The following is a 25,606-nucleotide window of genomic DNA, read 5'->3' as shown; positions in this document are numbered from 1 at the left end:
CATGTGCTGCAGCGCCCGCCATTCTTCCGCGCCGAGGGTTTCAAAGTCGCGTTGCGCCAGGCGCTCCTGCGCGGAAAAGGTAAGCGGTGCGGTGAAGCGCTCGACGTGGTCCTCGCCACGTCGGCCGGACCCGGCAGGGCGTTGGGCGGCGAGCGCGTCGGCCAGCCGGTTGTTGCGCGGCGGCGGCGGCGCGCCGGAGTCCACGCGCGGCAGCAGCAGGGCGCGCAGCTTGCCCTCCCAGTCCGGGTCGCGCCAGAACAGGTCGAAGGCGGCGTCGAACAACATGCGCTGGTCGGGTCCGTTGACCATCAGGGCTGCCATGGCCGCGCGTACCTCGTCGCGCCTGCCGATGTCCACGTATTGCAGCGCCAGCAGCGTATCCACAGCATGTGCGGGCGACAGCGCGAAGCCGGCATCGCGCAGCAGCCGCACGAAGTGCGTGACGTTGCGCGCCAGCATGGGCAGCGTGCCGGCGGGTGGCGCGGCGGCCAGCGGAGCGTCCGGATGGAGCCGGGGCATGGCTCAGGCTCCCGGCGCCCGGCTGGCGAGCAGCTCGGCCACGGTGGGGCCATCTACCCGGGCCAGGTCGTCCTGGTACTTGAGCAGCACACCCAGCGTGTCGCGCACCGATTGCGGATCCAGCTCGCTGACGCCCAGCGCGGCCAGCGCGCGGCACCAGTCGATGGCCTCGGCGATGCCGGGGGACTTGAACAGGTCGATGCCGCGCAGCCGGTGGATAAAGTCGATGGCCTGGTGCTGCAGCGCGGCGGCGGCCTCGGGCGCGCGCGCGGCCACGATCTGCAGTTCGCGTTCGCGTTGGGGGTAGCCCATCCACTGGTACAGGCAGCGGCGCTTGAGCGCGTCATGCACCTCGCGGGTCCGGTTGGAGGTGACGATGATGAGCGGTGGCTGTTCGGCCCGGATCACGCCGATCTCGGGGATCGATACCTGGAACTCGGACAGCACCTCCAGCAGGAAGGCTTCGAAGGGCTCATCGGCGCGGTCGATCTCGTCGATCAGCAGCACGCGTGGAATGCCAGGCGCGGCAGGGTCCGGCAGCAGGGATTCCAGCAGCGGCCGCTTGAGCAGGAAATCGTCGTGGTACAGCGATTGCGTGTCGGGGCGCTCGCCGCGCGCCTCCGCCAGGCGCAGCGCCATGATCTGGCGCGGGTAGTCCCATTCGTACAGCGCGCTGGAGGCATCGAGCCCCTCGTAGCATTGCAGGCGCAGCAAGCGCGTGCCGAGCGCGTCGGCCATGGCCCGTGCCAGCGCGGTCTTGCCCACGCCGGGCTCGCCTTCGAGGAAGAGCGGCCGCTGCATGCGCAGCGCCAGGTAGAGCACGGTGGCGGTTTCGCGATCGGCGAAATACTGCTGTGCCTCCAGCAGGGCGGCGGTCTGGTCGATGGACTGGGGGAGCATGAAGGATGGCCGGATGGTGCTATGTGCGGATAGAGTGGGCGCAGGTAAAAAAACCATTGGCTTCGCTGATTGCGGCTCCTGGCCAAACCGCCCTTCTCCCCAACCCTCTCCCCATGAGGGGAGAGGGAGCGACAGCCGTCGTCATTCCAGACGGCGCGGGCGCATCCTGTGGGCTCCGGCCAATGCCGGGGGATGAGGGGCGGGTTTGGACTGGATGGCTTGGCGCTAGCCCTTCAACGCCTGCTCCACCGCGCGTGCCGCCAGCACCGGGATCAGGTGCGCGCGGTACTCGGCCGAGGCATGCAGGTCGGTGTTCAGCTTGCTTGCATCGACCACCACCGCGCGCGCTGCCGCCGGCGTGAAGCTGGCCGCCAGCGCCTGCTCCAGCGGTGCGCTGCGGAACACGCTGTCGGCCGCGCCGGTGACCGCCACCCGCACGACCTTGCCGAACTGCGCCACCATCACGCCCACCAGCGCGAAGCGCGATGCCGGGTTGCGAAACTTGATGTAGGCGGCCTTGTCCGGCGTGGGAAAGCGCACGGCGGTGATCAGCTCATCGGGTTCCAGCGCGGTTTCGTAGAGGCTCTTGAAGAAGCTATCGGCGGCGATATTGCGGCGGTCGGTGACCACGGTGGCGTTGAGCGCGAGCACCGCTGCCGGGTAGCAGGCGGCCGGATCGTCGTTGGCGAGCGAGCCGCCCAGCGTGCCCATCGCGCGTACCTGCCGGTCGCCGACGCCGTCGGCCAGCGCGGCCAGCGCGGGGATGCGCTTGCGCACGTCGGCGTTGGCCGCCACGTCGGCATGGCGTGCCGCCGCGCCGATCACCAGCTCGTCGTTCTCGACATGGATATCCGCCATGCCGGGAATGCGGGATACGTCGATCAGCGCGGACGGCGCGGCGAGGCGCAGCTTCATCGCGGCCAGCAGGCTCTGTCCGCCGCCGAGGAACTTGGCGTCGCTGTCCGCCTTGAGCTTGGCCACCGCCGACTTGGCATCGGCGGCGCGTTCGAAATGGAATGCGTACATGGTGTGCCTCCGATCTCAGTTAGGGGCCTGCGCCTGGCGGATGGCCTGCCACACGCGATGCGGCGTGGCGGGCATCTGGATGTCGTGCACGCCAAGCGGCGAGAGCGCATCCACCAGCGCGTTGATGAACGCAGGCGGCGAGCCGATCGCGCCGGCCTCGCCGCAGCCTTTCACGCCCAGCGGGTTGTGCGTGCAGGGCGTGCCCTTGGCGGTTTCCACCGTGAAGTCCGGCAGGTCGCCGGCGCGCGCCATGGCGTAGTCCATGTAGGAGCCGGTCAGCAACTGGCCGCTGTCATTGTCGTACACGCACTGCTCCAGCATGGCCTGGCCGAGGCCCTGGCCGATGCCGCCGTGCACCTGGCCTTCGACGATCATCGGGTTGATGATGTTGCCGAAATCGTCCACCGCGGTGAACTTGATCACCTTGCTCTCGCCGGTGTCAGGATCGACCTCCACCTCGCAGATGTAGGCGCCCGATGGGTAGGTGAAGTTGGTCGGGTCGTAGAAGGCGTTTTCGTTCAGGCCCGGTTCCAGCTTGTCGAGCGGGTAGTTGTGCGGCACGTAGGCGGTGAGCGCCACTTCGCCAAAGGTCTTGCTGCGGTCGGTGCCGGCCACGCTGAACGTGCCGTTCTTGAACTCGATATCGGCGTCCGAGGCCTCCAGCAAGTGGGCCGCGATCTTCTTGGCCTTGGCTTCGATCTTGTCGAGCGCCTTCATGATGGCCGAGCCGCCTACCGACAGCGAGCGCGAGCCATAGGTGCCCATGCCGAACGGCACGCGGCCGGTGTCGCCGTGCACCACTTCCACGGCATCCAGCGCAATGCCGAGCCGGTCCGCCACGATCTGCGCAAAGGTGGTTTCATGCCCCTGGCCGTGGCTGTGCGAGCCGGTGAAGACGGTCACGGTGCCGGTCGGGTGGACACGGATCTCGCCCACCTCGAACAGCCCCGCGCGCGCGCCCAGCGCGCCGGCGATATTCGACGGCGCCAGCCCGCATGCCTCGATGTAGCAGGAGTAGCCCAGCCCACGCAGCTTGCCGCGCTGCTTGGCTTCATCGCGCCGCGCGGGGAAGCCTTTGACATCCGCGAGCTCTTGCGCGCGTGCCAGGCACGGCTCGTAGTCACCGGTGTCATAGGTCAGGCCGACCGGGGTGGCGTACGGGAAGTCGTGGATGAAGTTCTTGCGGCGGATTTCCGCCGGGTCCATCTTCATCTCGCGCGCCGCGGTTTCCACCAGCCGCTCCACCACATAGGTGGCCTCCGGGCGCCCCGCGCCGCGGTAAGCGTCCACCGGCGCGGTGTTGGTGAACACGGCGCGCACTTCGGCATAGATCGCCGGCGTGGTGTACTGCCCGGCCAGCAGCGTGGCGTACAGGATGGTCGGCACGCTGGACGCAAAAGTCGACAGGTACGCGCCCATGTTGGCGGTGGTGTGCACCCGCATGGCCAGGAACTTGCCGTCGGCGTCCATCGCCAGCTCGGCCTTGGTGACGTGGTCGCGGCCGTGCGCATCGGTCAGGAAGGACTCCGAGCGCTCGGCGGTCCACTTGATCGGGCGCTTGATCTTCTTCGAGGCCCAGGTCAGCGCCACGTCTTCCGCGTACAGGAAGATCTTGGAGCCGAAGCCGCCGCCCACGTCCGGCGCGATGATGCGCAGGCGCGACTCCGGCAGGCCGAGCACGAAGGCGCCCATCAGCAGGCGCTCGACGTGCGGGTTCTGGTTCGACACATAGACGGTGTAGCTGTCGTCCTGCCGGGTGTAGCTGGCATTGACGGCGCGCGGCTCGATGGCGTTGGGGATCAGCCGGTTGTTGATGATCTCCAGCGTGGTCACGTGGGCGGCCTTGGCAAAGGCGGCGTCGGTGGCGGCGCGGTCGCCGTGGCCCCAGACATAGCTGGTGTTCTCGGGCACGTCGTCATGTACCAGCGAGCTGGCGGTGGCGGCCTGCGCGGTATTCACCACGGCGGGCAGTTCGTCGTATTGCACGTCGATCTTCTCGGCGGCGTCCTTGGCTTGCTGCAGCGTTTCGGCCACCACCAGCGCGACCTGGTCGCCCACGTGGCGGGCCTTGCCCTGCGCCAGCACCGGGTGCGGCGGCTCCTTCATCGGGCTGCCGTCAATGCTGTGGATCAGCCAGCCGCAGGGCAGGCCGCCGACCTTGTCGGCGGCAACATCCTCGCCGGTGAAGATGGCGACCACGCCGGGCGAGGCCAGCGCTTCGGTCTTGTCGATGGAGACGATGCGGGCGTGCGCGTGCGGCGAGCGCAGGAAGTAGCCGTAGCTTTGCTGCGGCAGCACGATGTCGTCGGTGTACTGGCCGTTGCCGGTGAGGAAGCGGTAGTCTTCCTTGCGCTTGACCGAGGCGCCGATCAGGTGTTGGTTGTCTGGTGCGTTCATGGCGGTCCCCTTATTCAGCGCTGACGCCATGCATCGCGGACTGGCCTTCCTGCACCGCGCGCACGATGTTGTGATAGCCGGTACAGCGGCACAGGTTGCCCTCGAGCTGCTCGCGGATGGCGGTGGCGTCGGCATTGGGCTGCTGCCTGACCAGCGCGATGGCGCTCATCACCATGCCGGGTGTGCAGAAGCCGCACTGCAGGCCGTGGCAGTTGCGGAAGGCTTCCTGCATGGGGTGGAGCTGACCCTCCGGGGCGATCCCTTCGATGGTGGTGATGCTGGCGCCATCCGCCTGCAGCGCCAGCATGTTGCACGACTTGACCGCGCGGCCGTCCATGTGCACGGTGCAAGCCCCGCACTGGGCGGTGTCGCAGCCGACATGGGTACCGGTCAGGCGGAGTTGTTCGCGCAGGAACTGGACGAGAAGGGTGTGGGGTTCTACCTGCGCGTCGACGGCGCGGCCGTTGACGGTCAGGCGGATAGGAATCGCCATGCTTGTCTCCATGTGGGTGGACACGTGCACGACCAATCCCTGAATCCCGAAAAGCTGCGCGGGACTGGCCACGACGCGTTACTGCCGTTTGTTGGGTACGGCTATTTCGTGATGTTGGTACTGCGGTGCTGCCGGGTATTTATTGCCGGGTATCGCTGGGTATTGCCGAACAATGCCGCGCCGTGAACGTTTGGCTGCGGCAGACTCTAACAGTTAATCACAAATCTCCGGTGCATGCCATGCGGGTTGCCCCTGCGCCACCTGACGTGGCCAGAGGGCGCGGCCGGCGTCGGGTGCGGGCGCGCAAGATGGCGCTGCTAGAATGGCCCGCCATCCGATCGCCGCAGCGTGGTCGCACCGCATTCAGACCACATTCACGCCGCATTCACACCGCACCGGCACCAACTCTCTCTCTATGGAAGGCTTCATCGACTGGCTGTTCGAAACCGTTGCCCTGCCCAAGGTGGGCCTGCCGGCTATCTTCGTGGTCAGCCTGGTGTCCGCCACCTTGTTGCCCCTGGGCTCCGAGCCAGCGGTATTCGGGTATATCAAGCTCAACCCGCATCTGTTCTGGCCGGCCATCATCGTCGCCACGCTCGGCAACACCGCGGGCGGCGCCATCGACTGGTGGCTGGGCTACGCGGCCAAGCTGGCGCTGGTGCGGTTCCGCAAGCGGCGCCAGCAGCGCGCGCACGAGGAGGAGCATGCCCAGCACCGCCGCCATCCCCGCCAGCCGCGCAAGCCGGCGCTGGACGCGCGTTACTTCCGCTGGATGCGCCGACTGGGGCCGCCGACCCTGCTGGCCTCGTGGTTACCGGGAATTGGTGATCCTTTATGCACTTTGGCGGGCTGGCTCCGGCTGCCGTTCTGGCCGAGCCTGGTTTACATGGCGATTGGCAAGTTTCTGCGCTACCTTGCGATGACGATAGCCCTGCTCTGGATCCCGAATAGTTTCTGGCATGGCGTCGCTGCCAGCCTCAAAAGCCTGTTCTAGCCAGCGCCTCCGGCGTCACGGAAGGGGTAAGGCAACCCTTGTCCAAGCAAGGTTCTGCCATGTTGCGGTGCGGCGAAAGCAGGCCTTGAAGTACAATTGCCCTTTAAAGACGATCCGGCGCACCGTCCCCGTGCGCTACAGGAAGCGGTCCCCTCCCCATGAACGCCCCACTCGTGCTCGATGCCAAACTCGCCGCGCAGGATGCGCCCGCGCGCCTGCGAGAGATCCCTTATAACTACACGTCATTCTCGGATCGCGAGATTGTCATCAGGCTGCTAGGCGAAGAAGCCTGGCGCATCCTGGCCGAGCTGCGCGGCGAGCGCCGCACCGGCCGCTCCGCCCGCATGCTGTATGAAGTGCTGGGCGATATCTGGGTGGTACGCCGCAATCCCTACCTGCAGGACGACCTGCTGGAGAACCCGAAGCGCCGCCAGATGCTGGTCTCGGCACTGCACCATCGGCTCGCCGAGGTGGAAAAGCGCCGCGCCGCCGACCGTGCCGAACACGCCGAGCCCGCCGCCGAGGACCGCTCGCACAGGGTCGAGCAGCTGGTCAGCTTTGCCAAGCAGGCCATCGAGGACTTCAAGCAGGAGTTCGCCGACGCCTATGACCTGCGCAAGCGCACCCAGCGCGTGCTGGGCCGCGTCACGCAGAAGGACAACATCAAGTTCGACGGCCTGTCGCGCGTCTCGCATGTGACCGACGCGACCGACTGGCGCGTGGAATATCCCTTCGTGGTCCTCACCCCGGACACCGAGGAAGAGATCGCCGGCATGGTCAAGGGCTGCTTCGAGCTGGGCCTGACCATCATCCCGCGCGGGGGTGGCACCGGCTACACCGGCGGCGCCGTGCCGCTGACGCCGATGAGCGCCGTGATCAACACGGAAAAGCTCGAGCAGCTCGGGCCGGTCGAGCAGACCGACCTGCCGGGCGTGGCGCACAAGGTCGGCACCATATTCTCCGGCGCCGGCGTGGTGACGCGCCGCGTGGCGGACGCCGCCGACAAGGCAGGGCTGGTGTTCGCGGTCGATCCGACCTCGATCGATGCGTCCTGCATCGGCGGCAACGTGGCCATGAATGCCGGCGGCAAGAAGGCCGTGCTGTGGGGCACCGCGCTGGACAACCTGGCCTGGTGGCGCATGGTGGATCCGGAAGGCAACTGGCTGGAAGTCACGCGCCTGGACCACAACCTGGGCAAGATCCACGACGTGCCCGTTGCCACGTTCGAGCTGAAGTGGTCGGACGGCAACCGCGCGCCCGGCGAAAAGCCGCTGCGCACGGAAACCCTGGCCATCGAAGGGCGCAAGTTCCGCAAGGAAGGCCTGGGCAAGGACGTGACCGACAAGTTCCTGGCCGGCCTGCCCGGCATCCAGAAGGAAGGCTGCGACGGCATCATCACCAGCGCGCGCTGGATCCTGCACCGCATGCCGGCGCACGTGCGCACGGTCTGCCTGGAGTTCTTCGGCCAGGCGCGCGACGCCATTCCCAGCATCGTGGAAATCAAGGATTACCTCGACGCCGAATCGCGCACTCCCGGCGGCGCCATCCTGGCCGGCCTGGAGCACCTGGACGAGCGCTACCTGCGCGCGGTGGGCTATGCCACCAAGAGCAAGCGCAACGCCTTCCCGAAGATGGTGCTGATCGGCGACATCGTCGGCGACGACCAGGACGCGGTCGCCCGCGCCACCTCGGAAGTCATCCGCATGGCCAACGGCAAGAGCGGCGAAGGCTTCGTCGCGGTCAGCCCGGAAGCCCGCAAGAAGTTCTGGCTGGACCGCTCGCGCACCGCCGCCATCGCCAAGCACACCAACGCCTTCAAGATCAATGAAGACGTGGTGATCCCGCTGCCGCGCATGGGCGAGTACACCGACGGCATCGAGCGCATCAATATCGAGCTGTCGATCAAGAACAAGCTCCAGCTGACCGATGCGCTGGAAACCTTCTTCGCGCGCGGCAACCTGCCGCTGGGCCGCAGTGACGACGCCAACGAGATCCCCAGCGCCGAACTGCTGGAAGACCGCGTGCAGCACGCGCTGCAGCTGCTGCGCGAAATCCGCTCGCGCTGGACCTACCTGCAGGACCACCTCGACACGCCGCTGGCCACCGCGCGTGCGTCGCTGATCGGCCACGGCCTGGGCCTGCTCGGCCAGGCTTTCGAGGCGCGCCTCGAGCAGCAGCCGGACGCTACCGTGTTCCACCTGCTGCAGGACCGCACCATCCGCGTGTCGTGGAAGAGCGAAGTGCGCGCCGAGCTGCGCAATATCTTCAACGGTGGCGAGTTCAAGCCCATCCTCGACGAAGCGCAGAAGATCCACAAGCAGGTGTTGCGCGGCCGCGTATTCGTGGCGCTGCACATGCACGCCGGCGACGGCAACGTCCACACCAATATCCCGGTCAATTCCGACGACTACGACATGCTGCAGGACGCCCACCGCGCGGTGGCCCGCATCATGGCGCTGGCGCGCTCGCTCGACGGCGTGATCTCCGGCGAGCACGGCATCGGCATCACCAAGCTGGAGTTCCTGACCGAGGACGAGATCGGCGAATTCCGCGAGTACAAGCAGCGCGTGGACCCGCAGGGCCGCTTCAACAAGGGCAAGCTGTTGCCCGGCGCCGACCTGCGCAATGCCTATACGCCGTCGTTCGGGCTGATGGGGCATGAGTCCATCATCATGCAGCAGAGCGATATCGGCGCCATTGCCGACAGCGTCAAGGACTGCCTGCGCTGCGGCAAGTGCAAGCCGGTGTGCGCCACCCACGTGCCGCGCGCCAACCTGCTGTACAGCCCGCGCAACAAGATCCTGGCGACGTCGCTGCTGGTCGAGGCCTTCCTGTATGAGGAACAGACCCGCCGCGGCATCTCCATCAAGCACTGGGACGAGTTCTCCGACGTGGCCGACCACTGCACGGTCTGCCACAAGTGCGTGACGCCGTGCCCGGTCAAGATCGACTTCGGCGACGTGTCGATGAACATGCGCAACCTGCTGCGCAAGATGGGCCAGAAGAAGTTCAATCCCGGCACCGCCGCTTCGATGTTCTTCCTCAACGCCACCAACCCGCAGACCATCAACATGACCCGCAAGGTCATGATCGACTGGGGCTACAAGGCGCAGCGCCTGGGCAACGACGTGCTCAAGAAGTTCGCCAGGAAGCAGACCGCGCATCCGCCCGCCACGGTGGGCCGCGCGCCGGTGCAAGAGCAGGTGATCCACTTCATCAACAAGAAGATGCCGGGCAACCTGCCCAAGAAGACCGCGCGCGCGCTGCTCGATATCGAAGACAACGAGATCGTGCCGATCATCCGCGACCCGAAGCGGACTTCGCCCGAGACCGAGGCGGTGTTCTACTTCCCGGGCTGCGGCTCGGAGCGGCTGTTCTCGCAGGTTGGCCTCGCCACGCAGGCCATGCTGTGGCATGTGGGCGTGCAGACCGTGTTGCCGCCGGGCTACCTGTGCTGCGGCTATCCGCAGCGCGGCAACGGCCAGTACGACAAGGCCGAGAAGATGGTCACCGACAACCGGGTGCTGTTCCACCGGGTCGCCAACACGCTCAACTACCTCGATATCAAGACCGTGGTGGTGAGCTGCGGCACCTGCTACGACCAGCTGGCCGGGTATGAATTCGACAAGATCTTCCCGGGCTGCCGCATCATCGACATCCACGAATACCTGCTGGAGAAGGGCGTCAAGCTGGAAGGCGTGACCGGTACGCGCTACATGTACCACGACCCCTGCCACACCCCGATCAAGACCATGGACCCGACCAAGCTCGTCAACGAGCTGATGGGCGGCAACGAGGGCGGCGGCAAGATCGAGAAGAACGAGCGTTGCTGCGGCGAGTCCGGCACGCTGGCGGTATCGCGGCCCGACGTCTCCACCCAGATCCGCTTCCGCAAGGAAGAGGAAATGACCAAGGGCGCGGACAAGCTGCGCACCGACGGCTTCGTCGGCGACGTCAAGATCCTGACCAGCTGCCCGTCCTGCCTGCAGGGTTTGTCGCGCTACAACGAAGACGCCACGGTCACGGCGGACTACATCGTGGTGGAAATGGCCAAGCACCTGCTGGGCGAGAACTGGATGCCGGACTACGTGGCCAAGGCCAACTCGGGCGGCATCGAGCGGGTGCTGGTGTGATGGAGGGGGCGAGGGTGGTGCCACTGGTTTTCTCCCCACTCCCGCTTGCGGGAGAGGGGAGCCAATTCTGGACGATCGGTTGACGCATCGGGAGCGCCCGCATGAATCTCGTCCCCAACTGCCCGCTGTGCGAGACCGACGGCGGCGAACTGGTCTGGCGCGGCGAGCGCGCCCGGGTCATCCTGGTCGAGCACGAGCGCTTTCCCGGCTTTTGCCGGGTGGTGTGGAACGGCCACGTTGCCGAGCAGACCGACCTGCCCGAGGACGACCAGGCCTGGCTGATGCGGCTGGTGGCGCGGGTGGAGCGCGCGGTGCGCGAGTCCATGGCGCCGGACAAGGTCAACCTGGCCGCCTTCGGCAATATGGTGCCGCACCTGCACTGGCACGTCATTCCGCGCTACCGCTGGGATACGCATTTTCCCGAAGCCGTCTGGGCGGCTGCGCAGCGCGAGCCCGATGTGGCGCGCCTGGCCGGCCTTGTGCAGCGCCTGCCGGCATTGCGAGCGGCCCTGGCGAAACTGGACGAAGCAGGCTGACGCAAGGCGTGCCCGTGCCAGTGCCCGTGCCGTGCTGGCGTTACTGTCGGTTTTTTTGAGTTTCCGGAACCAGCATGGCAGCGCCGTCTTCTAACATCCGTTGTCTTCATTCCCACAAGAGCGGGGCCGGTGGATCAGCCCTGGCCCGCCTGCGCGAAAGGTGCCATGTCCACACCGACTTCCGTTACTGTTCCAGGCCCGGCCGTGCCGGCCCGTGCCCTCAAGATCCAGAGCCGCCTGCGGGTGGCCGAGACGTGGGACCTGATCAAGCCTTACTGGAAATCCGAGGACCGCAAGGCCGGGCTGGGGCTGCTGGCCTTCGTGGTCGCGCTCAATCTCGGCATCGTCTACATCAACGTGCTGCTCAACGAGTGGAACCGCGTGTTCTACAACGCGCTGGAGCAGCATGACTACACCTCCTTCAAGGCGCTGCTGATCCGCTTTTCCTGGATCGCCGGCTTCTTTATCGTGGCGGCCATTTCCCGGCAGTACTACACCATGATGCTGCAGATGCGCTGGCGTACCTGGATGACCGACCGCTTCATGGACCACTGGCTCAGCCATCAGGCTTACTACCGCATCGAACAGACGCACGCCACGGACAACCCCGACCAGCGGCTGGCGGACGACCTGCGCTCGTTTACCGATGGCGCGCTGTCCCTGTCCCTCGGCCTGCTCAATTCGGTGGTGACGCTGGTGTCGTTCGTCGGCATCTTGTGGGCCGTTTCCGGGCCGATCAGCTTCATGCTGGGCGGCACCGAGATCACGATTCCCGGCTATATGGTGTGGTTCGCGGTGGGCTATGCGGTGATCGGTTCGCTGATTGCCCACGTGGTGGGCCGGCCGCTGATCGGCTTGAGTTTCCAGCAAGAGCAGTACGAGGCGGATTTCCGTTTCATGCTGGTGCGCTTGCGCGAGAACAGCGAGCCCGTGGCGCTTTACCGGGGCGAGCCTACCGAACAGGCGGGCCTGCGCTCGCGGTTTGACCGCATCCGCGCCAACTGGAAACAGTTGATGCGTTATACGCGGCGCCTGACCTTCGTCAGTTCCGGTTACGGCCAGTTCGCCATCATCTTTCCGCTGCTCGTGGCCGCGCCGCGCTACTTCGCCGGCAAGATGACGCTGGGCGGGCTGATGCAGGTGAGCCAAGCTTTCGGCCAGGTGCAAGGTGCGCTGTCGTGGTTCGTTGACAACTACTCCACGCTGGTCGGCTGGAAGGCGGCGGCCAACCGGCTGATCGATTTCCGCGACGCCATCCGCGTTGCCGAGCGCCAGGATCAGGAGCACACCGGCGTGCGCGACATCGAGGTGGTCCAGGCCGATGCCGGTACCGGTACCGGTATTGGTGCGGGTGTCGGTGCCGATTCCGACGGCATCCGCATCGACACCCTCGCGCTGGCGTTGCCGGTGCGCACCGGCAACGGCGGCGAGATCCAGCAGCGTCCGCTGGTGGCGCCGTTCTCGCTGGAGATCGCGCCCGGCGAGCGCTGGCTGGTCAGCGGCCCCTCGGGCTGCGGCAAGAGCGTGCTGTTCCGTGCGCTGGCCGGCATCTGGCCTTATGGCAGCGGCACGGTAGCCATGCCGCGCGCGGCCCGGATGCTGTTCCTGCCGCAGCGCAGCTACCTGCCGATCGGCTCGCTGGCCGATGCGCTGGCTTATCCCGACGCCGGCACCGTGCATAGCTGCGAGGCCTTGCAGAAGGTGCTGCGCGAAGCCCGGCTCGGCGCCCTGACCGAGCAGCTCGACGTGTTCGACAACTGGTCGCTGCGGCTGTCGCCGGGCGAGCAGCAACGCCTGGCCTTTGCGCGCGCGCTGCTGCAAAAGCCCGATTACCTGTTCCTGGACGAGGCCACCAGCGCGCTCGACGAGGAAACCGAAAGCGCGATGTACGGCCTGATGGTGGACTCCCTGCCCGGCGCGGCCATCATCAGCATCGCCCACCGCAGCACGGTAGCCGCCTTCCATGGCCGCCGCCTGCGCTATGTCGCGGCCGACGGCGCGCACTGGGAGACGGAGCAAGATGGGCAAGGCGAGGCGGCTGCGGTAAGCTATCGGGTCGTACACGAAGCGTAAAGGCCGGTGTGGCCGCAACCTGCGGCTCGCCCTCAGCCGCACGCCACCCATCATGGCAGGCCTCGAAAAAGATACTCCGCATCCCACCGCCCTTACCGTGCACACCCAGTCGCGCGTGCTGGAGGTGGGTTTTGACAACGGATCCAGCTTCCGGCTGCCGTTCGAATACCTGAGGGTGAACTCACCCTCGGCCGAAGTGCAGGGCCACGGCCCGGGCCAGGAAGTGCTGCAGACCGGCAAGCGCGACGTCACCATCGCCGCGGTGGAGCCGGTCGGCAACTACGCCATCCTGATCCGTTTTTCCGACGGTCACGATACCGGCATCTATTCCTGGGAACTGCTGTACCGCCTGGGCGCCCAGCAGGACGCCATCTGGCAGTCCTACCTGGAGCGGCTGGAAGCGGCCGGCGTCGATCGCGACACCCCCATGGTGGCCCCCGGCGGCCATGCCTGCGGCAACCATTGAGATTGCGTGCCCCCGCGGGCCATTACTGAATTCTGGAGCGAGTTATGAGCGAGACCCACTTCGGGTTCGAGAAGGTCAAGGAAGAAGAGAAGGCCGGCAAGGTGGCCGAAGTCTTCCATTCGGTGGCCAACAAGTACGACGTCATGAACGACCTGATGTCCGGCGGCATGCACCGGCTGTGGAAGATGTTCACCATCGCCCAGGCCGGCGTGCGGCCCGGCTTCAAGGTGCTCGACATCGCCGGCGGCACCGGCGACCTGGCCAAGGCCTTCGCACGCCAGGCCGGGCCCACCGGCGAGGTCTGGCTGACCGACATCAATGAGTCGATGCTCCGGGTTGGGCGCGATCGCTTATTGAATAAAGGCATCGTCACCCCCACCTGTCTTTGTGACGCAGAGCGGATTCCATTCCCGGACAACTACTTCGACCTGGTCACCGTGTCCTTCGGGCTGCGCAACATGACGCACAAGGAGGTGGCCCTGTCCGAGATGCGCCGGGTGATCAAGCCGGGCGGCAAAGTCATGGTGCTGGAGTTCTCCAAGGTGTGGAAGCCGCTGGAAAAGGCCTACGACATGTATTCGCTGAAGTTCCTGCCGTGGCTGGGACAGCGGGTGGTACAGGATTCCGATAGCTATCGCTATCTGGCTGAATCGATCAGAATGCATCCAGACCAGGCTTCACTTGTACGTCTTATGGAACATTCGGGCCTGGAGAATGTCGAATACTTCAACCTGACAGCAGGAGTGGTGGCACTCCACGTCGGGCGAAAGTACTAGACTGATATAGGCTCAAAGAAAAATGAGCGAACTTAACAGGGGAAGCACTGATATGTCGCTATTTCGCGCAAAATTCATGGCGGGTGTGCTGATTGGCACGCTTGCCCTCGGCATGGCGCTCGACGCCAATGCCAAACGCCTCGGCGGGTCGCGCAGCATTGGCAAGCAATCGTCCGGCGTGACACAACGCCAGCAGGCGCCGGCACAGCAATCGCCCAACCAGACGCCCGCGCAGCAGGCACCGGCCCAGCAAGCCGCACCGGCCGCCGCAGGCGCCGGCGCGGGTGCAGCCGCTGCTGCCGCACCCAAGCGTAACTGGGGCGGCATGCTCGGCGGCATCGCCGCCGGCCTGGGCATTGGCTGGCTGCTGTCGCACTTTGGTCTGGGTGGCGCCGCCATGGGCTTCCTGTCCAACCTGATCCTGATTGCCCTGGTGGCATTCGCCGCAATCTGGCTGATCCGCAAGTTCCGCGGCGGCTCGAAGGCTCCCCAGCAACCGGCCTATGCCGGTGCAGGCGCCGGCAGCGGCTCGGGTAACGGCTTTGGTGGCAGCAACGAACCGGTACTGCGCCAGCAAGTGCCGGCTGGCGCAGCCAACCCGGTCATGCCCGCGCCCGGCTCCGCCTCCTCGATGCAGTCCGCCGCACCGGTGATGGCTGGCACGGCTGCCGGCGCAGCAGCGGGCGCGGCCCAGCCCTGGGGCGTGCCGGCTGACTTCGACACCGAAGCCTTCCTGCGCAACGCCAAGGTTTATTACGTACGCCTGCAGGCGGCCTGGGACGCCGGCAACCTCGATGACATCCGCGAGTTCACCACCCCGGAAATGTTCGCCGAGATCAAGATGGACCTGTCCGAGCGCGGCACCGAGGTCAACAAGACCGACGTGGTCACGCTGGAAGCCGAACTGCTCGGCATCGAAGACAGCCCGGCCCAGCATCTGGCCAGCGTGCGCTTCTCCGGCATGATCCGCGAAAAGGCCGGCAATCCCGCCCAGCCCTTCGCCGAAGTCTGGAACCTGGCCAAGCCCGTAACCGGCCCCGGCGGCTGGCTGCTGGCAGGGATCCAACAGAGTTCCTGAGTGCAGGAAGTGCCTCGCCGGCAGGTTCAAGGCCGGCAGGTGGCATAGAATGGAGGCCCACGTGAAAACGTGGGCTTTTTTTGTATGCGGGGATGAATCCCGAGGGGAAGTCGCCCCATCCGGCGCGCCTTCTTTGCCCACTTTCTTGGCAAGACGAGAAAGTAGGTTGCCGCCCCGCAGGGGGGTGAAACTGCAGTTGCAGTTGCTTTTGACGTGAAGCTGAGCAGTTGAAGTTGAAGTTGAAGTTGAAGTTGACCCTAAAACCGACGAACCCATCACTCCCCGAAAGGCCCGCGCCCAGCCACATCCCATCATGACCACCCTCCCCACCCCCCTGGCCACGCCCCCCATCACCGCCCTGAACCACCTGCTGGAGCAAGAACCTTGGGCAACCTCCATGCTCCAGCCCTTCGCAGGCCGCATCATCCGCTTTGACGCGGCTGCGTTCACGCTCGCATTGAAGGTGACGGGGCAGGGCCTGACGGAACTGGCCCCGGTGGATGAAACCCCGGCGGTCACGCTGACGGTGCCGCTGCAGCAGTGGCCGCTGGTGGCGTCGGACGTGGCGGGCGGGGGGCAGGCGGCGGCGATGAAGCATGTGCGCATCGAGGGCGATGCCGAACTGGCCAATACGGTCTCCACGCTGGCCCGCAGCTTGCGCTGGGATGCGGCCGAGGACCTGTCGCGCGCATTGCGCGGCATCCTGGGCGGCACGCTCAGCGACAGCGTGGCGCAACGGGTGGTGGACGGCGTGCAGCAGGTGCATGCGCAGGCCACGCGGGTGGGCCGCGCGCTGGTCGATAACGTGACCGAGTACCTGCTCGACGAGCAGCCGACCCTGGTGCGCCATGCCGCACTCGACGAGTTCGGCGCCGGCGTGAGCGCGCTGCGCGACGACCTCGCCCGGCTGGAGAAGCGGCTGGAGAAGCTGGAGCAGCGCACCCGCTCCGAGCGTGGCGCCGGCACGCTGCCGTCCGCCCATCGCTGAGCGCCCACTGCCTGCCACCGCCAGACCCTTGCTCCTCTATGGCTTCATCCATTGCCAGACCGGCCAATCAGCACGGCCCCAACACTGAAGAACCTGCATGACCCGCTTCCTGCGCCTTTGCAAGATCGTTTTCGTCATCCTCTACTACGGCCTCGACGAACTCGTGCTGTCCGGTTTCAAGAGCCGCCGTATCCGTTTCCTGGCGCGTGTCATTACCATTGGCCGCAAGCTCGACATGCCCCGCGGCGAACGCCTGCGGCTGGCGCTGACGCGCCTGGGGCCGATCTTCGTCAAGTTTGGCCAGGTGCTCTCCACCCGGCGCGACCTGATGCCCGAGGACATCGCCGACGAGCTTGCCAAGTTGCAGGACCAGGTGCCGCCGTTCGATTCGGTCGCAGCGGTCAAGATCATCGAGCGCTCGCTGGGCCGGAAACTGACGACGCTGTTCGAGAGCTTCGATCACAAGCCGGTGGCCAGCGCGTCCATTGCCCAGGTGCACTTCGCCATCCTGAAGGGCGGCCCCAACCACGGCCGCGAAGTCGCGGTGAAGGTCCTGCGCCCGGGCATGCTGCCGGTCATCGACAGCGACCTGGCGCTGATGCGCGACCTGGCCGCCTGGCTTGAGCGCTTCTGGGCCGACGGCAAGCGCCTGAAGCCGCGCGAGGTGGTCGCCGAGTTCGACAAATACCTGCACGACGAGCTCGACCTGATGATCGAGGCCGCCAACGCCAGCCAGCTGCGCCGCAACTTTGCCGATACCAAGCTACTGCTGGTGCCCGAGGTGTTCTGGGACTGGTGCAGCAGCGAGGTCTTCGTGATGGAGCGCATGCACGGGATCCCCATCTCGCGCACCGAGTCGCTCAGGGCAGCCGGCGTCGACATGCACCTGCTGGCCGAGGAGGGCGTGGAGATCTTTTTCACGCAGGTGTTCCGCGATGGGTTCTTCCACGCCGACATGCACCCGGGCAACATCCTGGTGTCGGTGGCGCCGCAGACGTTTGGGCGCTATATCGCGCTGGACTTCGGCATCGTCGGCGCGCTGTCCGAGTTCGACAAGAACTACCTGGCGCAGAACTTCATCGCCTTTTTCCGCCGCGACTACCATCGCGTGGCCTTGCTGCACGTGGAGTCGGGCTGGGTGCCGCCCAATACGCGGGTGGAGGAACTGGAGAGCGCGGTACGGGCGTGCTGCGAGCCCTATTTCGACAAGCCGCTCAAGGAGATCTCGCTGGGCATGGTGCTGATGCGCTTGTTCCAGACCTCGCGCCGTTTCAATGTCGAGATCCAGCCGCAGCTGGTCCTGTTGCAGAAGACCTTGCTCAATATCGAAGGGCTGGGGCGCCAGCTCGATCCGGACCTGGACTTGTGGAAGACCGCCAAGCCCTTCCTCGAGAAGTGGATGCACGAACAGGTGGGCTGGAAGGGCGCCTGGGAGCGCATCCAGGTGGAGGCCCCGCAATGGGCCAAGATGCTGCCCGACTTCCCGCGCCTGGCGCACCAGTTCCTCGAGCGCCGCGCGCTGGTCGACAATGGCCAGCAAGAGAAGCTGCTGGCCGCCCTGGTTGCCGAGCAGCGCCGCACCAATCGCCTGGTTGGCATGGCCTTGCTGCTGGTGGGCGGATTCATCGCCGGCGTGGTGTTGACCGAACTGCTGGCCTGGGTTGGTTACTGGTAACGGTAACGCGCCGAATCGCCTGGGTGGCGTGGGCAAGTGTGATTCAATGCAGTGGAGGTTAGCTTGACCAAATCCGATAACGCGGCGAACAAGACCGGGGTCCCGCCAGCTTTTGCCACGCGCAACGCGGCCGATCCGGCTTTCTGGGATGAGCGCTTCGAGAAGGGCTTCATGCCCTGGGACCTGGGCGGCGTGCCGGCCGATTTCGAAGCCTTCGCCAGCGCGATGGCGCCATGCCCCATGCTGGTCCCTGGCTGCGGCAACGGCTGGGAAGCGGGTTGGCTCCATGCGCGCGGCTGGCCGGTGACCGCCATCGATTTCTCGCCCGAGGCCGTGGCCAGCGCGCGCCGCGCGCTAGGGCCGGCCGGAGCCGTCGTGCATCAGGCGGATTTCTTTGCCTTTGTGCCCGAACCTGCCTGCCAGTGGATCTACGAGCGGGCTTTCCTGTGTGCCTTGCCGCCGGCCATGCGGGCCGACTATGCCGCTCGCGTGGCGCAACTGCTGCCGCCGGGCGGCTTGCTGGCCGGCTACTTCTTCCTTGACGAGATGCGCGGCGGGCCGCCTTTCGCCATCCCCGAGGCAGAACTGCGCGCGTTGCTTGCGCCGGCCTTCGAGCTGGTGGAGGCGCGGGCCGCCACTGGCTCGCTGCCAGTGTTTGCCGGCCGCGAGCAGTGGCAGGTCTGGCGCCGCAGGCCTTAAGTTCCGGCCTTGGGTTTCAGCCCTGGGTTTCAGGCCGAAGCTTCAATCTTGAGCTTCAACCCTGATCTTCATCGCCAGGCGCCAGGCTTTCCTCAGCCGCGCACGCGGGCGTTGTGCTTGTCATGGTAGATCGCCCGGCTGTCGCGGCTTTCGGCGCGCTGGATGCCGCGCTGCTCGCCCGCGCCGACATGGCCGTTGGCGCCGGCGCGCGCTTCGCGCCGATCCACGCGAGCCTGGCCGCGTTCGAGGCTGCCGGCCTCGCGGTTGGTGAGCGAGCCGTTGGCCACGCCGTTCTTGATGCGCTGCTCCTGGTTGATATTGCGTTGCACGTCAGCCTGCATGCGCTGCGACGAGGTGCTGGCGGGGTTGCCGGTGATGCCGTTGTGCGTGTCGTGCGCGATATCGCGGCTCACGTTGTTCTCGGCACGCTGGATCGACGCCTGCTCGCGCGGCGAGACCGAGCCGTTGGCCAGGGCGCGCGCTTCCATGTGATCCACCCGTGCGGTCTGCCTTTCGAGGCTGGCCGCTTCGCGCGTGCTCAGGCTGCCGGATTTCAGGCCGCGCTCGATGCGCTGTTCCTGGTTGACGTTGCGCTGCACGTCCTGCGAGACCGCCGCGGTCTGGGCGCTGGCCAGGCCGGCACCGAGCAGGCCTGCGGCAATCATCAGGGTCTTGAGCATCTTGGTTTGGCGGCTGGACATGGTGTTTTCCTTTTCCTCGTTGGGTCGTGGGCGGCAGCCTGGCTCGTGGGCGGTGCGCCCGATGTTGCTGCCTTGCTCCCTTAATGCCCGGCGCACACGGCCCGCTGACGCGGGGTTTGTAAGCTGTGTAACCGCGAGTAAGCCGCAGTCTCCCGCACCACGGTGGGGCGCCGCGGCCGCGGCGGGCATCCTCGGCGCCGGGCACGTCACCTGTGGCGCCAGGGCTGCACCGTCCCGCGCAATTTCCGGGTGGCAGGGATTTTTTTCCTCGCCGGGCGGCAGGCGTCGCTATAATCCGCGTTTTGGTGCGACACGCACTCTCGTGTCCGGGAAAGCAGTACAGCCCTAACGTAAGGGGCATCGACCTTGTTGGGACAGGGTAAGGGCTTGGGCCTGAGCCTTGAAACCCAACCTATCTCTTGCTTTGACGAACCCGGCCGGTAAAGCCAGGGGAGTCCAATGTGTTGAACGCTCGGCTCGCTAACGCCTGTCGAGTGTGTAGTACTTGCTATTGCTGGATATCCTCCAGCCATATCGCCCAAAGGCGGGGACGCTCGCCTTTGGGCGAGTTCTCTGTAAACAGCCGCTCGAAAGAGGGGCTGGGTGATCCATCGACTCATGTCGGGGAGCGCCACATAGCTTTTGTACCGGTCAGATTGACCGGCGCTACGTTCTTTGGGACGGATGGGAACACCTCTGGGAGTTCACGTCGGTCAAGTATGCCCCTACGGGGGTCATATTGAGTTGAGAGGTCCCGGATGTAGAGCGAAAGCTCTGCACGTTATGGTTCGGTCGGACTCATCCGCAAGGGTGTTCCGATATAGAACCTGCTATGCGACTAGCAGTAGCCTAGGGAGACATGCGTCACTGGTAACGGTGGGGTGTGAAGCTCTCCTGACAATGTAGCCCCCGCAAGGGTGCCAGTTTGCCGTGAGGTGGACTGGTAGAGATTCCGAGTAGCAACGGGTCGAGGAGCTAGGCTGGCTGGTATGGGTAATGTAAGTGAACTGCTGATAAACGTCGTAAGGATTGCGGTGCCAAAGCTGCTGATAGGCACTAACCAAAATGGTACGTGGTCGGTTGTCCCGCTCAAAACTCGGGACACGTCGCTTCTGGACCACCGGCGAATAGGCAGGCCCTAACCCGGTCTTGTAACGTGCAGGGAACGTGGTAAGCCCGTATGGCTGCCAGAGTGCAGTTAGCTCCGGCAGGCGAACCGCAAGGAACGCTGTTGGCTGTGCGGGTATGGGAGGTTGGAAAAAGCGAATGCCGGGCTGTAATGGTTCGGATAGGGGTTGAAACATCATCCCACGCGAAAGCGGGCAGACTTCCAACTGGTCAATCGTCGCAGGACGGCTGACAGATCTCGCTTGATGTTCAACTTTCTTCCCTTGAGGGGCAATATGTCCCTCAAGGGGCATGTTGTCGCTCGATTTTGGGGGAAGAGTCTCAAGATTCGGAGGACAGCATGGAAGCATTGATCCGTGAGGATGAATCTGCGCCCTCCGGCGTACCGCAAAGCTGGGGTGCCATCGATTGGCGCCGGGTGGAACGGAACGTTCGGGAAATGCAGATTCGAATTGCGAAGGCAACGCAGGAAGGGGACTGGCGCCGGGTGAAAGCCCTGCAACGGTCCCTGACCCGCTCGTGGTCCGCCAAAGCATCGGCGGTAAAGCGAGTGACGGAAAACCGTGGCAGAAAGACGGCAGGCGTAGATCGCGTGCTGTGGGACAAGCCTGAGACCCGGTGGGCAGCCATCGGGCAGTTGAAGCGTCGGGGGTATCGACCGCTGCCGTTAAGGCGGGTCTTTATTCCAAAGGCCAACGGGAAGGAACGCCCTCTGGGCATACCGACCATGTTGGACAGAGCCATGCAGGCGTTATACCTGCTGGCGCTGGAACCGGTGTCTGAAGGAATGAGCGATCCGAACTCTTATGGGTTCCGGATTAATCGCTCTACCGCGGATGCCATGTCTCAGCTATTCGTCTCTCTATCCCAGAGGGCCTCGGCTCAATGGGTGCTAGAAGCGGATATCAAGGGCTGCTTTGACCATATCAGCCATGACTGGTTGGTGCGCCATGTCCCTATGGACAAGGCAATCCTGCGGAAGTGGTTGAAGGCTGGCGTGGTATTTCAAGGCCAGTTCCAGGCGACCGAAGCTGGAACGCCACAGGGAGGCATTATTTCCCCCACGTTGGCAAACGTGGCGCTGAACGGATTGGAACGACAACTAACTCAGCATCTCACCGCTAAGTTGGGGGTTACCCGATTCAAGAAGTTGAAGGTCAATGTAGTGCGGTATGCGGACGACTTCGTGATCACCGGCAACACGCCGGAGATGCTAGAAAGCGAGGTGAAGCCGTGGGTCGAACAGTTCCTAGCAGTACGGGGACTGGCACTGTCCATGGAGAAAACGCGGATCACCAACATAGCCGAAGGCTTCGACTTTCTAGGGTGGAATTTCCGAAAGTACTCGGGAAAGCTGCTTATAAAGCCAAGCAAGAAGAATGTGCAAACGTTCTATCGCGCGGTGAAGGAGGTCATCGGCCGTCACAAGGGCGTGAAGCAGGAGGTGTTGATCCGAATGCTGAACCCCATGCTACGAGGTTGGGCGCAGTATCACAGCCCGGTGGTGGCAAAGGCGACGTTCACCAGATTGGAGCACGATTTATTTCGGGCTATATGGCGGTGGGCAAAACGGCGACATCCGAAGAAGAACACTGACTGGGTGCGGAAGAAATATTTCACGACGGTCGGCGGTCGAAATTGGGTGTTCGGAACCACGGTAACAAACGCGGGGGGTGAAGTGGACTGGATGGCGCTTTATTCGCTTGAAGGTACGCCCATCCGACGCCACAAGAAAGTTCGAGGGGACTACCATCCTTTCGATCCTGCGCAGGAAAGGTACGGCGAGAGCTTGCGGCAGGTACGCATGTTGCATAACATGTCGCACCGAAAGCAGTGGGTTAAGTTGTACATGTCCCAGCGGGGCTTGTGTGCGGTGTGCCAGAGCAAGATTACCAAGGAGACCGGGTGGGAAGACCATCACATCGAGTACCGTGTACACGGCGGCTCTGATGCTCTAGGGAATCGAGTGCTGCTGCATCCAAACTGTCATATTCAAGTTCATCATCACGGTCGGCCCGTTGCGAAACCGGTACAAATTAACGTACTTTGAGCGGCTTGAGCCGTATGCGGGGAAACTCGCACGTACGGTTCTTAGGGGGGGACGGGGTCAGTAATGACCTTGTCCCTACCCTACATTCGGCTACGACCGCAGGCTAGATCGGCCACCCATGCGGCCCCGACCGATGAATTGGACTCCGGGCAAGGCTGGCCGCAAATCCCGCCTCACCGGCAACCGGTTTCTCGCCGCAAGGGCACTTTGGGATAGGGCAGCAGCATGCTGATCTGGTTCGTCATCATCTACTGGGTAATCTCCGTCGGCATTGGCCTGTGGGCCGCATTGCGCGTGCGCAACGCCACCGACTTCGCGGTAGCTGGCCGCAGCCTGCCGTTCTATATCGTCACCGCCACCGTGTTCGCTACATGGTTCGGCTCGGAGACGGTGCTGGGCATCCCCGCGGTCTTCCTCAAGGAAGGCTTGTCCGGGGTGGTGTCCGATCCCTTCGGTTCCTCGCTTTGCCTGATCCTGGTCGGCCTGTTCTTTGCGCGCCCGCTGTACCGGATGAACCTGCTCACCATCGGCGATTACTATCACAACCGCTACGGGCGGCTGGCCGAGGTGCTGACCACGCTGTGCATCGTGATGTCCTACCTGGGCTGGGTGGCCGCGCAGATCAAGGCGCTCGGGCTGGTGTTCTTCACTGTCTCGGACGGCGCGCTGTCGCAGGAAGCCGGCATGATGATCGGGGCCGCCAGCGTGCTGGTGTACACCCTGTTCGGCGGCATGTGGGCCGTGGCGGTGACCGACTTCATCCAGATGATCATCATCGTGATCGGGATGCTGTATATCGGCTATGAAGTCAGCGGCCAGGCCGGCGGCGTGGCGGCGGTGGTGTCGCATGCGGCGGCGGCCGGCAAGTTCGAATTCCTGCCGTCGCTGGACCTGATACAGATCATCGGCTTCGCGGCCGCGCTGTTTACCATGATGCTCGGGTCGATCCCTCAGCAGGACGTGTTCCAGCGCGTGACCTCGTCGCGCACCGAGAAGATTGCCGGGCGCGCTTCGGTGCTCGGCGGCGTGCTCTACTTCTGCTTCGCCTTCATCCCGATGTTCCTGGCCTACTCGGCCACCATGATCGATCCGGAGATGGTGCAGAAGTACATCAACACCGATTCGCAGCTGATCCTGCCCAAGCTGATCCTGACGCACGCGCCCATGTTCGCCCAGGTGATGTTCTTCGGCGCGTTGTTGTCCGCCATCAAGAGCTGCGCCTCGGCGACGCTGCTGGCGCCGTCGGTCACCTTTGCCGAGAATATCCTGCGGCCGTATTTCCGCCATCTCGACGACCGCCGCTTCCTGCGCGTGATGCAGGCCGTGGTGCTGGTGTTCGCCGTGCTGGTGACGCTGTTCGCGCTGAACTCGCATCTTTCCATTTTCCATATGGTGGAAAATGCTTATAAGGTCACTCTGGTGTCGTCGTTCGTCCCGCTGGCCTTTGGCATGTTCTGGAAGCCGGCCACGCGCCAGGGCGGCCTTGCCGCGATCATCCTCGGGCTGGTTTCCTGGCTGTGCTGCGAAATCGCTTTCGCCGACGCGGCGGTGCCGCCGCAGATGGTCGGCCTGCTGTTCTCCATTGGCGGCATGGTGTTCGGCTCGCTGCTGCCGCAGTGGATCGGCGACCATCCGCGGGTCGAGGAAGCGCATCCGGCCTGAGCGTTGCGGGCACCTGACGCCTCGCGCGTGGCTTCGAAGGCATTTCCAGTCCTTTTTCCGCCGGCCCGGCGTTCTCAGAACGGTTTATAATTCAAGGCTTTGCACCGCAAGGTGGCGCGCGGGGGTGGCAACTTCCCGGTCGGCGCGACCACGCGGTTCCACCCAATTTCCGTTCCAGAATCCTCGCGGAGAGCCACTATGCCGATCTATGCCTATCGTTGCGAAGCCTGCGGCCACGGGCGCGATGTACTGCAGAAAATGAGCGATGCCCCGCTCACCGACTGCACATCCTGCGGCGCCAAGGGCACGTTCAAGAAGCAGCTGACCGCTGCGGGCTTCCAGCTCAAGGGGTCGGGCTGGTACGTCACCGATTTCCGCGGCGGCAGCGGCGGCACGGCCGCGGCGCCTGCCACGGCGGCAGCCGGCAGCGCTGCCGAAGGCAAGAGCGAAGCCGCCGCACCGGCCTCGTCCGGCGCGGCCACTGACTCCTCCAGCACCGCCAGCACGGCGTCGACGAGCACTGCCGGCGGTTCCGGCAGCGCCGTCGCCAGCCATTGAAGGCAGAACGCATCGTGCCGGCGAAGAAGACTTCCGCCCTCAAGACCTGGTTCCTCACCGGGCTATTGGTGCTGGTGCCGCTGGGCATCACGCTGTGGGTGTTGAACCTGGTCATCAGCACCATGGACCAGAGCCTGGCCCTGCTGCCTGAGGCCTGGCAGCCTGTCCAGCTGTTCAAGGTGCGCATCCCGGGCCTGGGCGCCATCCTGACGGTGGTGTTCATCCTGCTGGTCGGCCTGCTGACCCACAACTTCATCGGCCAGCGCCTGGTGCGCTGGTGGGAAGCGCTGCTGCGCCACATCCCGGTGGTCGGGCCGATCTACACCAGCGTCAAGCAGGTCTCGGATACGCTGCTTTCCTCGTCGGGCAATGCCTTTCGCAAGGCGCTGCTGGTGCAGTACCCGCGTGAGGGCTCGTGGACCATCGCCTTCCTGACCGGCCGTCCCGGCGGCGACGTGCAGAATCATTTGCAGGGCGAGTATGTCAGCGTCTACGTGCCGACCACGCCTAATCCGACCTCGGGCTTCTTCCTGATGATGCCCAAGGCCGATACCATCGAACTCGACATGACCGTCGACGCCGCGCTGAAGTACATCGTCTCGATGGGCGTGGTGGCGCCGACCGAGCTGCCACGCAAGAGCGGCTCGGTGCGCGCCGGCGAAGCGCAGGCAGAAACCCTCGCCGAGTCCGCCGGCTCATCGCATTCAAATTGATCGCCGGCCGCATCGGCGGCCGCGTTATTCCGGGAATTCTC

General features: G+C 65.0%; 19 protein-coding genes and 1 pseudogene. 14 read left to right on the top strand and 6 right to left on the bottom strand.

What is annotated here, in order from left to right; genetic code table 11:
* The 5 genes and pseudogenes from ACGLHR_RS28295 to ACGLHR_RS28275 form a co-directional block, all read right to left on the bottom strand.
* A pseudogene (locus tag ACGLHR_RS28295) lies at positions 1-519 on the bottom strand (hypothetical protein); the annotation flags it as partial.
* 3 nt (positions 520-522) lie between these two features.
* Positions 523-1,419 (bottom strand): MoxR family ATPase, encoded by an 897-nt coding sequence (locus ACGLHR_RS28290; protein WP_267605468.1) that lies wholly within the window; start codon positions 1,417-1,419, stop codon positions 523-525.
* Between the two features lie 225 nt (positions 1,420-1,644).
* Entirely contained in the window at positions 1,645-2,445 is an 801-nt protein-coding gene (locus ACGLHR_RS28285; RefSeq protein WP_400097615.1) for an FAD binding domain-containing protein, read from the bottom strand.
* Positions 2,446-2,460: 15 nt separating this feature from the next.
* Complete coding sequence (locus ACGLHR_RS28280) at positions 2,461-4,842, bottom strand: xanthine dehydrogenase family protein molybdopterin-binding subunit (protein WP_267605470.1); 2,382 nt, start codon at positions 4,840-4,842, stop codon at positions 2,461-2,463.
* Positions 4,843-4,852: 10 nt separating this feature from the next.
* On the bottom strand, positions 4,853-5,335 hold the full coding sequence (locus ACGLHR_RS28275; protein WP_267605471.1) for a (2Fe-2S)-binding protein: 483 nt from the start codon (positions 5,333-5,335) through the stop codon (positions 4,853-4,855).
* Between the two features lie 415 nt (positions 5,336-5,750).
* On the opposite strand from ACGLHR_RS28275, the gene ACGLHR_RS28270 reads away from it, so the two are divergent.
* The 10 genes from ACGLHR_RS28270 to ACGLHR_RS28225 all read left to right on the top strand — a co-directional run bounded on the left by ACGLHR_RS28270 (position 5,751) and on the right by ACGLHR_RS28225 (position 18,753).
* Positions 5,751-6,329 carry a YqaA family protein gene (locus ACGLHR_RS28270; RefSeq protein WP_400097622.1) on the top strand — a complete coding sequence of 193 codons (579 nt, stop codon included), beginning with the start codon at positions 5,751-5,753 and terminating at the stop codon, positions 6,327-6,329.
* A 158-nt stretch (positions 6,330-6,487) separates the two neighbouring features.
* Positions 6,488-10,462, top strand: a complete 3,975-nt coding sequence (locus tag ACGLHR_RS28265; RefSeq protein ID WP_400097613.1) for a DUF3683 domain-containing protein — start codon at positions 6,488-6,490, stop codon at positions 10,460-10,462.
* Between the two features lie 101 nt (positions 10,463-10,563).
* Entirely contained in the window at positions 10,564-10,998 is a 435-nt protein-coding gene (locus tag ACGLHR_RS28260; RefSeq protein ID WP_400097611.1) for an HIT family protein, read from the top strand.
* A 165-nt stretch (positions 10,999-11,163) separates the two neighbouring features.
* A complete protein-coding gene (locus ACGLHR_RS28255) occupies positions 11,164-13,071 on the top strand; it encodes an ABC transporter ATP-binding protein/permease (protein WP_400097609.1) in 1,908 nt (635 codons plus the stop codon).
* A 52-nt stretch (positions 13,072-13,123) separates the two neighbouring features.
* Positions 13,124-13,537 (top strand): DUF971 domain-containing protein, encoded by a 414-nt coding sequence (locus ACGLHR_RS28250; RefSeq protein ID WP_267605475.1) that lies wholly within the window; start codon positions 13,124-13,126, stop codon positions 13,535-13,537.
* Between the two features lie 44 nt (positions 13,538-13,581).
* Positions 13,582-14,313 (top strand): bifunctional demethylmenaquinone methyltransferase/2-methoxy-6-polyprenyl-1,4-benzoquinol methylase UbiE, encoded by a 732-nt coding sequence (gene ubiE / locus ACGLHR_RS28245; RefSeq protein ID WP_400097607.1) that lies wholly within the window; start codon positions 13,582-13,584, stop codon positions 14,311-14,313.
* A 52-nt stretch (positions 14,314-14,365) separates the two neighbouring features.
* A complete protein-coding gene (locus ACGLHR_RS28240) occupies positions 14,366-15,391 on the top strand; it encodes a Tim44 domain-containing protein (RefSeq protein WP_400097605.1) in 1,026 nt (341 codons plus the stop codon).
* Positions 15,392-15,704: 313 nt separating this feature from the next.
* Positions 15,705-16,379, top strand: a complete 675-nt coding sequence (locus ACGLHR_RS28235; RefSeq protein ID WP_400097603.1) for an SCP2 domain-containing protein — start codon at positions 15,705-15,707, stop codon at positions 16,377-16,379.
* 97 nt (positions 16,380-16,476) lie between these two features.
* Positions 16,477-18,054, top strand: a complete 1,578-nt coding sequence (gene ubiB, locus ACGLHR_RS28230; protein WP_400097601.1) for a ubiquinone biosynthesis regulatory protein kinase UbiB — start codon at positions 16,477-16,479, stop codon at positions 18,052-18,054.
* 63 nt (positions 18,055-18,117) lie between these two features.
* Positions 18,118-18,753: a methyltransferase domain-containing protein gene (locus ACGLHR_RS28225; RefSeq protein ID WP_400097599.1), complete on the top strand. Its 636-nt coding sequence runs from the start codon at positions 18,118-18,120 to the stop codon at positions 18,751-18,753.
* Positions 18,754-18,845: 92 nt separating this feature from the next.
* Here the strand turns inward: ACGLHR_RS28225 and ACGLHR_RS28220 are convergent, their stop codons facing one another.
* A complete protein-coding gene (locus ACGLHR_RS28220) occupies positions 18,846-19,454 on the bottom strand; it encodes a hypothetical protein (RefSeq protein WP_400097597.1) in 609 nt (202 codons plus the stop codon).
* A 1,468-nt stretch (positions 19,455-20,922) separates the two neighbouring features.
* On the opposite strand from ACGLHR_RS28220, the gene ltrA reads away from it, so the two are divergent.
* The 4 genes from ltrA to ACGLHR_RS28200 all read left to right on the top strand — a co-directional run bounded on the left by ltrA (position 20,923) and on the right by ACGLHR_RS28200 (position 25,565).
* Positions 20,923-22,632, top strand: a complete 1,710-nt coding sequence (ltrA, locus tag ACGLHR_RS28215) for a group II intron reverse transcriptase/maturase (RefSeq protein WP_400097596.1) — start codon at positions 20,923-20,925, stop codon at positions 22,630-22,632.
* Positions 22,633-22,857: 225 nt separating this feature from the next.
* A complete protein-coding gene (locus ACGLHR_RS28210; protein ID WP_400097594.1) occupies positions 22,858-24,294 on the top strand; it encodes a sodium:solute symporter family protein in 1,437 nt (478 codons plus the stop codon).
* A 198-nt stretch (positions 24,295-24,492) separates the two neighbouring features.
* Positions 24,493-24,852 (top strand): FmdB family zinc ribbon protein, encoded by a 360-nt coding sequence (locus ACGLHR_RS28205; protein ID WP_318236652.1) that lies wholly within the window; start codon positions 24,493-24,495, stop codon positions 24,850-24,852.
* Positions 24,853-24,866: 14 nt separating this feature from the next.
* Entirely contained in the window at positions 24,867-25,565 is a 699-nt protein-coding gene (locus ACGLHR_RS28200; RefSeq protein ID WP_400097620.1) for a DUF502 domain-containing protein, read from the top strand.
* The last annotated feature ends 41 nt before the right edge of the window (positions 25,566-25,606 follow it).

This window comes from Cupriavidus sp. CuC1 (assembly GCF_044627735.1).
GTDB classification, from domain to species: Bacteria; Pseudomonadota; Gammaproteobacteria; order Burkholderiales; family Burkholderiaceae; genus Cupriavidus; species Cupriavidus ulmosensis.
Note: the sequence above shows the minus strand (reverse complement) of the source record. Positions and strands in the feature narration are given on the sequence as shown.

Bases quoted from the DNA above. Each gene is read 5' to 3' on its own strand.
- ACGLHR_RS28290 (WP_267605468.1), bottom strand. From the start codon at position 1,419: ATGCTCCCCCAGTCCATCGACCAGACCGCCGCCCTGCTGGAGGCACAG.
- ACGLHR_RS28285 (WP_400097615.1), bottom strand. From the start codon at position 2,445: ATGTACGCATTCCATTTCGAACGCGCCGCCGATGCCAAGTCGGCGGTG.
- ACGLHR_RS28280 (WP_267605470.1), bottom strand. From the start codon at position 4,842: ATGAACGCACCAGACAACCAACACCTGATCGGCGCCTCGGTCAAGCGC.
- ACGLHR_RS28275 (WP_267605471.1), bottom strand. From the start codon at position 5,335: ATGGCGATTCCTATCCGCCTGACCGTCAACGGCCGCGCCGTCGACGCG.
- ACGLHR_RS28270 (WP_400097622.1), top strand. From the start codon at position 5,751: ATGGAAGGCTTCATCGACTGGCTGTTCGAAACCGTTGCCCTGCCCAAG.
- ACGLHR_RS28265 (WP_400097613.1), top strand. From the start codon at position 6,488: ATGAACGCCCCACTCGTGCTCGATGCCAAACTCGCCGCGCAGGATGCG.
- ACGLHR_RS28260 (WP_400097611.1), top strand. From the start codon at position 10,564: ATGAATCTCGTCCCCAACTGCCCGCTGTGCGAGACCGACGGCGGCGAA.
- ACGLHR_RS28255 (WP_400097609.1), top strand. From the start codon at position 11,164: ATGTCCACACCGACTTCCGTTACTGTTCCAGGCCCGGCCGTGCCGGCC.
- ACGLHR_RS28250 (WP_267605475.1), top strand. From the start codon at position 13,124: ATGGCAGGCCTCGAAAAAGATACTCCGCATCCCACCGCCCTTACCGTG.
- ubiE (WP_400097607.1), top strand. From the start codon at position 13,582: ATGAGCGAGACCCACTTCGGGTTCGAGAAGGTCAAGGAAGAAGAGAAG.
- ACGLHR_RS28240 (WP_400097605.1), top strand. From the start codon at position 14,366: ATGTCGCTATTTCGCGCAAAATTCATGGCGGGTGTGCTGATTGGCACG.
- ACGLHR_RS28235 (WP_400097603.1), top strand. From the start codon at position 15,705: ATGACCACCCTCCCCACCCCCCTGGCCACGCCCCCCATCACCGCCCTG.
- ubiB (WP_400097601.1), top strand. From the start codon at position 16,477: ATGACCCGCTTCCTGCGCCTTTGCAAGATCGTTTTCGTCATCCTCTAC.
- ACGLHR_RS28220 (WP_400097597.1), bottom strand. From the start codon at position 19,454: ATGTCCAGCCGCCAAACCAAGATGCTCAAGACCCTGATGATTGCCGCA.
- ltrA (WP_400097596.1), top strand. From the start codon at position 20,923: ATGGAAGCATTGATCCGTGAGGATGAATCTGCGCCCTCCGGCGTACCG.
- ACGLHR_RS28210 (WP_400097594.1), top strand. From the start codon at position 22,858: ATGCTGATCTGGTTCGTCATCATCTACTGGGTAATCTCCGTCGGCATT.
- ACGLHR_RS28205 (WP_318236652.1), top strand. From the start codon at position 24,493: ATGCCGATCTATGCCTATCGTTGCGAAGCCTGCGGCCACGGGCGCGAT.